The organism is Sphingomonas segetis (genome assembly GCF_009720245.1).
Taxonomy (GTDB): Bacteria; Pseudomonadota; Alphaproteobacteria; order Sphingomonadales; family Sphingomonadaceae; genus Sphingomicrobium; species Sphingomicrobium segetis.
The window spans coordinates 1-7,810 of sequence record NZ_WJSQ01000131.1; the positions used below are offsets into that span (position 1 = coordinate 1).

The 7,810-nt window shown below is 64.9% G+C and carries 8 protein-coding genes; 2 read left to right on the top strand and 6 right to left on the bottom strand.

Annotated features, from left to right (window positions below; translation table 11 throughout):
- Window positions 1-2,048: cbb3-type cytochrome c oxidase subunit I (locus GH737_RS11465; RefSeq protein ID WP_155264943.1), on the top strand; the 2,048-nt coding region annotated here is incomplete at its 5' end.
- A gap of 43 nt (window positions 2,049-2,091) precedes the next feature.
- Here the strand turns inward: GH737_RS11465 and GH737_RS11470 are convergent.
- Window positions 2,092-2,547, bottom strand: a complete 456-nt coding sequence (locus GH737_RS11470) for a MarR family winged helix-turn-helix transcriptional regulator (protein ID WP_155264944.1) — start codon at window positions 2,545-2,547, stop codon at window positions 2,092-2,094.
- A gap of 58 nt (window positions 2,548-2,605) precedes the next feature.
- On the opposite strand from GH737_RS11470, the gene GH737_RS11475 reads away from it, so the two are divergent.
- On the top strand, window positions 2,606-3,610 hold the full coding sequence (locus tag GH737_RS11475) for a hypothetical protein (RefSeq protein ID WP_155264945.1): 1,005 nt from the start codon (window positions 2,606-2,608) through the stop codon (window positions 3,608-3,610).
- Here GH737_RS11475 and GH737_RS11480 read toward each other — a convergent pair.
- The 5 genes from GH737_RS11480 to GH737_RS11505 form a co-directional block, all read right to left on the bottom strand.
- Window positions 3,597-4,193: a TIGR02466 family protein gene (locus GH737_RS11480; protein WP_155264946.1), complete on the bottom strand. Its 597-nt coding sequence runs from the start codon at window positions 4,191-4,193 to the stop codon at window positions 3,597-3,599. The two genes, GH737_RS11475 and GH737_RS11480, sit on opposite strands and share 14 nt — an antisense overlap.
- Before the next feature lie 243 nt (window positions 4,194-4,436).
- Window positions 4,437-5,018 carry an aminoacyl-tRNA hydrolase gene (pth, locus tag GH737_RS11490; protein ID WP_155264948.1) on the bottom strand — a complete coding sequence of 194 codons (582 nt, stop codon included), beginning with the start codon at window positions 5,016-5,018 and terminating at the stop codon, window positions 4,437-4,439.
- A gap of 86 nt (window positions 5,019-5,104) precedes the next feature.
- Window positions 5,105-5,776, bottom strand: coding sequence for a 50S ribosomal protein L25/general stress protein Ctc (locus GH737_RS11495; RefSeq protein ID WP_155264949.1), 672 nt, complete (start codon window positions 5,774-5,776; stop codon window positions 5,105-5,107).
- Between the two features lie 124 nt (window positions 5,777-5,900).
- A complete protein-coding gene (locus tag GH737_RS11500) occupies window positions 5,901-6,704 on the bottom strand; it encodes a TraB/GumN family protein (protein ID WP_155264950.1) in 804 nt (267 codons plus the stop codon).
- Window positions 6,705-6,934: 230 nt separating this feature from the next.
- On the bottom strand, window positions 6,935-7,810 hold an 876-nt coding region (locus tag GH737_RS11505; RefSeq protein WP_155264951.1), incomplete at its 5' end, for a TraB/GumN family protein.

Here is a 7,810-nt window from a genome sequence, read left to right on the forward strand (position 1 = left end):
CAGCGACCAAGTCGCCCGGGAACAAGTCTCTGGCTGACACCGGCCCCGCCGGAACCCCGCCGGTGGCGACGACCCCGGCGCCCGCCTCGACCGGGGCCGCGCTCGACGACGCGGCGATCACGGCGACGATGCAAAAGCAGCTCCAGGGCATCGACCTGACGCAACCGACGGTCGTGCTTCCCGACGCGGTCGCCCAGGCGGTCCGCGGCGTGCAAGCCGAGCTGGCGACCAAGCTCAATACTGTGAACCTTTCGGCCGGATGGGTTCCGGCCAAGAGCCTCGATCCGGCGCTGCGCCTGCAAACCGCGGATTTCATCATCTACTCGGCGATCACCACCGTGGCGCGGCGGCCAAACAACCCGACTACCTCGTGGACCGAAAACTGGCCGTTCGAGCCGTCGGTCGGGAACACGCCGACGACCAACACCTTCCGCTGGACCTGGATCAGCTTCTGCTTCACCTTCTTCGCGTTCGGTTTCGTTCTGTGGCTGTACCGCGCCTATATCGACGAGACCGACGACGCCCCGCGTGAGCGCGGCCTGGCCGTCTACCGGGCCCTCACTCCAAGCCAGAGGAAGTGCGGCAAATATTTCCTCGTGGTCGCGTTGGTGTTCCTTGCGTCGCAAGGCGCCGGGGCGATCATGGCGCACTCCTATTACGAGCGCGAATATTTCTATGGGGTGCAGCTCAACTACATCCTGCCGTTCAACTTCTTGCGCAGCTTTCACCTCCAGGCGCCGATCATCTGGATCGGGCTCGGCTGGATCGCGAGCGGCCTGTTCCTCGCCCCGGCGATCGCCGGCGGCCGCGAAGCCAAGGGGCAGGGGCTGCTGGTCGACATCCTGTTTTGGGTGTCGCTGTTCGTCGTCACCGCCGCGTTGGTCGGAAATTACCTCGGCATCCAGGGAGTGATCGACAAAGGCTGGTTTTGGTTTGGTAACCAGGGCCTGTCCTACATTCAGCTCGGTCGCTTCTGGCAGATCCTGTTCTTCGTAGCGCTGTTGACGTGGAGCGGCCTTATGTTCCGCGCGCTGTGGCCGACCCGCGACACGCTGGTCACGGCGACCAAGCAGTTCTGGACGGGCAAAATCCGTCTCGAGCATCTGATCTGGGCGGCGACCATCAACGTCGCCGTGCTCTATGCCTTCGGGATGATCCCGCTGACCGGGATCGAGAAGAGCTTCACCATCACCGATTTCTGGCGCTGGTGGGTGGTCCATTTGTGGGTCGAGCAATCGTTCGAGTTCTTCGCGGTGGCGATGAGCGCCTATTTGCTGATGTCGCTCGGCCTGGTGTCGCGCAAGCTCGCCGAGCGGTCGGTGTACCTCGAGTTGATCCTGATCTTCCTCGGCGGCGTGCTCGGTACCGGCCACCACCTCTATTGGGGAGGCGGGCCGAGCCTGTGGGTTCCGCTGGGAACGATGTTCTCGTTCATCGAGGTGCTTCCGCTGGTGCTTCTGATCCTCGAGGCGATTTCGCAGCACCGGCTGATCAAGGGCGCGGGCGCATCGTTCGATTACAGCCTCGCATATCTGTTCATCCTCGGCTCGGCGTTCTGGAATTTCGTCGGCGCTGGCGTGTTCGGCGGCGGGACGCTCAATGCGCCGCTGGTCAATTATTACGAGCACGGCACCTTCCTGACGCTCAACCACGCCCACACGTCGCTGTTCGGCGCGTTCGGCTTGCTTGCGCTCGGCCTGATCTATTTCTGCCTGCGCTATCGCGCCGGCCCCGACGCCGTGTTCGACGAGCGCCCGGGCAAGATTGCCTTCTGGTGCTACAACATCGCGCTGCTGATGTGGATTTTCCTCCACTTTTTCCCCATCGGCTGGCCGCAGCTCGACGCGGTCTACGAGCACGGCTTCGCATGGGCACGCAGCCAGGCGTTCTACAATACGACCTTGTTCTGGCAGTGGATGCGCATGCCCGGCGACATCGTCTTCTCGGTCGGTGCGCTGATCATGAGCTGGGACTTCCTGATGAAGCTGCGCCGCCCGCGCGGCGAAGTTGCGGAGTCCCAGGGAGCCGCTGCGGTCCCGGCGGAGTGACCTGCGTCAGTCGAATGGGTTGAGCATCGCGTTTCGGCGATGCTCAGCTCTCGCGCGCACCGAGCTTCGCGGTTTGTTCGCGCAGGACAGCGATCGTGTCCCGCAGGTGCTGCAGGATCAGGGCACGCTCCCGCGGCGCGTAGCGCGCGTCGAGCTCGCCCATGGCAGCCGTTAGCGAGTCGAACGCCGGCGCCGTGAGGCGTGCCAGGCGAGTGGAATCCCTTGCGCGGACAATGATGCTGCGCCGATCATCGGGATTGGGCTCGCGCGAGGCGAAGCCGGCCCGCTCGAGCCGGTCGACGATGCCGGTAATTGCGCCGGTGCTAAGGCCGGTGCTTTCGGCCAGCTGCTTGGGCGTTGCGCTTCCAAGTTCCGCGAGGGCCCCGGCACACTTGCGCTCCGCGGCCGTCATGCCAGCCCGACGCGCGACGGCATCCTGAAACGCGACGATCGCGGTCGCGAGCTCGCGGTGAAGGGAGTTGAACCCTGTTTTGGCCATTTGAGTTTATCTTACAGCTAAGATACTTTGATGTGAAGCAACGACTCGCAGGTGAGGCATGGACGGGGCGGCGCAGCAAGGGCGACTCGCACGGGCGGCTCCGGCGCTGCTGCTCGCATTCCTTGCTCCGACCTTTGCCGAAGTCCTGCCCGGCGCGACCCGATTTTCGGCGCTCTTCGTGTTCCCGATCGAATTGGCCGTGTGGGGCGGGGGAGCGGTCATGGCGCGCGCCCTGGTGAGGAAGCTCGGGCTCGGCTGGTGGTCGCTGCTGCTGCTCGGACTCGTGCTCGCTGTCGCAGAGGAATTCCTGATCCAGCAGACGTCACTCGCCCCGCTCGTCATCCGCTTGAAGGGTGAGACCTGGGCGCGAGCCTGCGACCTCAACTATGTCTATGCCCTCTGGGCGCTTGTTTACGAGAGCGTCTGGGTCGTTCTCCTCCCGACACTGACTGTGGAAATGATATTCCCGCTGCGCCGCCGCGAGCCGTGGCTGAGCCGGGCGGGCGCGGTGGTGACTGGCGGTTTATTCTTCGTCGGCTGTTGTTTCGCCTGGTTCACCTGGACACAGATCGCGCGGACCCAGGTGTTTCACCAGCCGCCATTCTCCCCTCCGCTGCCGTGGGTCGCCGCGGCACTGGCCGTGATCCTCTCGCTGATCCTGGCAGCCGTGCGCTTCCCGCCCCGGCCTCCTTTGCGCACGTTGGCCGCTCCGCCTCCGCTGCTGCCCGCGCTCCTTGGCGCGGTCTGGGCCGTGTTGTGGTTCGGTCTCGTGGTCCTCGCCTTCGGCATCGCGCCACGGTTCCCGCCGTTGGCAGCGGTTGCCGCGGCAATGCTGGTCGTTTGCGTAATATTGGCTGTGGTGCCGCGCTGGGCTGCCGACGCACGCTGGAGCAAACGGCACGACTATGCGCTCGTCGCCGGTTCGCTGTGCGGCTCCATGGCGGTGAGCTTCATTGCCTTCCAAGGTGCAGCGCCGGCCGATCTGTGGTTCAAGATCATCGTCGACTGCCTGGCCGTCGCCGGCCTCGCCTGGCTTGGGCGGCGCGTGCTCAGGCGAAGTTGAAGGAGACGCTGAGGCGCTCTCCGCGGCCGGTACCGGGGACCACCTCGTGACGCAGCCAGCTCTCCCACATCAGTAGCAGGCCGGGGCGGGGCTCGACGGCGACGAAGGGCTGCAGCTCTTCGGGCGCATGCTTCGCCCGCTGCGGCGCGGCCATCATCAGCGGCTGCCGCGGGTCCTCGAAGCGAATCGCGCCCGAGCCCTTCGGTACCTCTACGTAGAGCGTGCCCGAAATGATGCTGTGCGGGTGAATGTGGCCGGCGTGACGGCCGGAAGCCTTCAGCAGGTTGACCCAGATGCTGTCGAGGCGCGGCTTGCGCGCGAGCTCGAACGCGCATTCGTCCGCGAACGTGACAGCGTGCCGTCCAAGCATCCTGGCGAGGTCAGCGAATGCAGGGTCGCGTTTCGGCAAATCGTTCAGCGATGCATAGCTGGTGTAGCCGGCATAATGGTGCTCCCGGCTCCAACGTCGGCCCGCCGCGTCATCTTCGGCCAGGCTGCGGATGGAGTGCGCGAGCTCTGCGAGCAGCTGCTCTGCGGCCAGTTCCGCTTCGTAGAGAGGCGTAGCGAAGAGGCGGCGCGGCATGACTTGTTCGTAGAGTCCTGATATCGAAGGCGGAAGGGCTGGAATGTCGGATGTCTTCGTCTCGTATGCGCGGACGGATGAAACGGCGATCGAAATACTGCGCCCCGGTGATGACCCACGCGGGTGCGAACATCATCCGCCTCGCCGCGAACGACCCCAATCTCGACAATTTGCGGGACGATCCGCGGTTCAGGGACATGCTTGCTGAAGCGCAGTGGCCGGTCGGCATGCAGGTCGAGGCGGTCATTCCGCTTGCTGCAACCTCAGCGCCACCTCGCTCATGAAGCGCGTGTCGTCGCCGTCGGCCAGCCATTCGGCTTCGGACGCGATCGCCGCTAGCAGGTCCGACAGGGGCTCCATCTCCGCCTTCGCATAATTGCCGAGCACGTGCGGCGTGACGAGGTCCTTTCGGCCGGGGCCCGGGTGACCGATCCCGATGCGTACGCGCCGGAACTCGGGGCCGAGCGCGGCATCGATCGAACGCAGGCCGTTGTGGCCGGCGAGTCCGCCGCCGACCCGCACCTTCACCTTGAAGGGGGCGAGATCGAGCTCGTCGTGGAAGACGGTGAGCGCGTCGACGTCGAGCTTGTAAAAGCGAAGCGCCTGCTGAACCGCATCGCCGCTGTCGTTCATGAAGGTCTGCGGCTTGATCAGCAGGATGCGGTTGCGGCCGAGCCGCCCTTCGGAAACCAGACTGCGGAACTTCTTCTGCCACGGGCCGAAGCCGTGCCCTTCGGCAATGGCGTCGGCGGCCATGAAGCCGACGTTGTGCCGATGCAGCGAATATTGTCCGCCAGGGTTACCAAGACCGACCCAGAGTTGCATCGGTGTCCACTAGCGTGAGCCGAGGGCAAAAAGAAACCGCCCGCCCAAGTCGGGCGAGCGGTTCCCGAACCTGGGCGTGAAGAGCGTTACTCCGCGCTCTCGCCTTCGGCTTCGTTGCCCTCTGCCGCTTCGCCTTCCTCGACGGTCGGGACCTCGCCGGCCGGCGCCGCCTCTTCCTCTTCGGCCTTCATCGCCGATGGAGCGACCACGGTCGCAACGGTGAAGTCGCGGTCATCGATCACGGGCTTCGAGCCCTCGGGTAAGTCGACGTTGGAAATGTGGATTGCATCTCCGATCTCGAGGCCGGCGAGCGAAACCACGATTTCATCCGGCAGGCGCGCGGCGTCGCAGATGAGCTCGAGCTCGTGGCGGACGACGTTGAGCACGCCGCCGCGCTTGAGACCCGGCGCCGCTTCCTCGTCGACGAAGCGCACCGGCACGTTGACACTGACCTGCGTGTGCTCGCCGATGCGAAGGAAATCCACGTGGATCGGCCGGCTGGTGACCGGGTGGAAGTCGACCGCCTTCGGCAACGTCCGCTGAGGCTTGCCGCCGATGTCGACCATCACGACCGAGTTCATGAAGAATCCGGTCGAAAGTATCTTGCTCAAAAGCTTCTCTTCGACATGGATCGAGAGGGCTTCCTTCTTTTCGCCGTAAATCACGGCGGGCACCCGGCCTTCGCGGCGCAGTGCTCGGGAGGCTCCCTTGCCAGCCCGGTCGCGCGCCTCGGCGGGCAGCGTCAGCTGTTCGCTCATTTGGCTATACTCCGATTGCTAAAAACCCCGCGCCACGCCTCCAGGGATGACCATGGCCGGGAAGGGCGCCCCTAAGCGAGCCCCTTTGGAAAAGCAAGGTTTCGGATAGCGCGCCGAGGATCCGTCAGTCGACGCGCTGGGACTCGAGGCCTTTCTCGGCGAGGCGGACGAGGACGCTGTCCTTGCCGGCGAGGTGGCCGGCACCGACGGCCACGAACACCGTTCCGGGGATCTGCATCCGTGCGGCGATCCAGTCCGCCCAGCGTGCGTTTCGGTCGGTGAACATCATCCGGTAGGTGTCGGGCGACCCCGCTTCGAGCTGGCCGAGCATCCGCACGAACACGGTCTGGTCGCCGCGCTTCCATGCGGACTGCATCTCGGCCATTGCGTTCGACAGGCTCTTCATCGGCGGCTCGCCGATTGGCTGGCCGACCTTCCGCGCGGGTGCCGAGGCGGGCATTGCCGCGGGCATGCTGTTGAACATGTTGAGCTGAAACTCGATCGTTTCGAGTCCTTGGACCGGCTTCCCTGCCGACTCGGCAGCGTGCCGCAGCACCATGTCGGCGCCGTTGTTGACCTGCATACCCTGGGCTTCGCCGGCGTTGATTGCCATGCGAGTCGTTGCGAGGAACGACGCCGAAGGAGTCACCGACGGAGGACGGATCGGCAGCCCGCGCCTTCCGGTGATGATCGGCCCTGGACCTTCCGGGATCAGCGTTTCGAGCACCAGTTCATCGGATTGCTCGAACGCGTCGCGCACGTCTTGACCAAACCACTGTGGATCGCCGTCTAGCGCATGGAAGGTGCCGAAGATGAAGACGGTCGTGTCGGCGTCGCGCACGACGAACATTGCCGGTTCGGGCAGCGCCGAAGGGCCCGTGACGGGCGTCGCGGCGGCCAGCGCAGCAGCGGCAAGCAGATTGACCATCCAACGCCCTCCCCGAGGTGGACGGCACTGGCGGAGCAGTCAGCGGAAGCGATGGCAGCGCGGCTCACCGGCAGCGGAAAAGCCCCCGCTTTCCATCAACTTCGCGCATCAGACCCCCCAGCCCGATACAATGGAATGATGGTCACCGACTTGTTAAAAAATGTCTAGCGAAATCCGCAAAACGTGAACTTTTCCCGATGGATGGAGGCAATTCAGGCGACAGGAGTCGGTTATTGGACGCGGCGGACGCGATATCCGTGGCGCTGAAGCATCGCGATCACCGAATCCTTGCCTGCGAGATGCCCCGCTCCGACCGCGATCATCACCGCGCCCGGCTGTGTCATCCGCTGCTCGATCCAGCGGCTCCAGTTCGCGTTGCGCTGATGGATCAGCGCTTGCGCAAGATCGGGCGAGTCCGCGAGATCGTGGTCGAAGGTGCGCGCGATCGCCTTCACGTCGCCGCTCGCCCACGCCTTGAGCATGCCTGCAAATTCCTCGTCCGCCGCGTTGGACTCATCGAGTGCGCCGACGAGCAGCGCTTGCTGCGCTTTTTCGGGCAACCGATCGAAAAAGCCGAATTGCTGAAGGTTCGTCTCGAGCTCGCCGACCGACTTGCCTTGGCTCTTGAAGGTCCCGCGGAGCACCGCTTCGACGCCTTCAGCGCTCTTGAGATTCATCTCGCGGTACTGGTTTCCGAGCAGGATGAACGCCGCCGCCCAGGTCTCCATCCGGTCGAACGCCTGCGGAGGGAAGCCGCTCTTCTTGACCGCCGCGGCAAGTGCGGCGCGCTTCTCGGGCGGCACACGCATCATCAGCGGCGGGAGGTTGGGTGCGTTGAACGCCAGGCTTGCCATTGCCGACATCATCCTGCCGGGATCCTTTTCATCGACGATCGTTTCGACCACCAGCTGGTGCGAGTTCTGGACGGCCTGGTCGAACCTGGCCGTGCGCCATTGAAATTGCTCGGGGAGCAGGTGGATGGTGCCGAACAGGTAGATCGTGGTGTCGGCGTCGGAGACCTGCCACAACGCCGGCTGGGCCGCCTGCGGAGCTTTCGACGCGGCGGGGGCGCCGACCAGCAGGGCGCCGAGCCCGAGCGCGGCGAC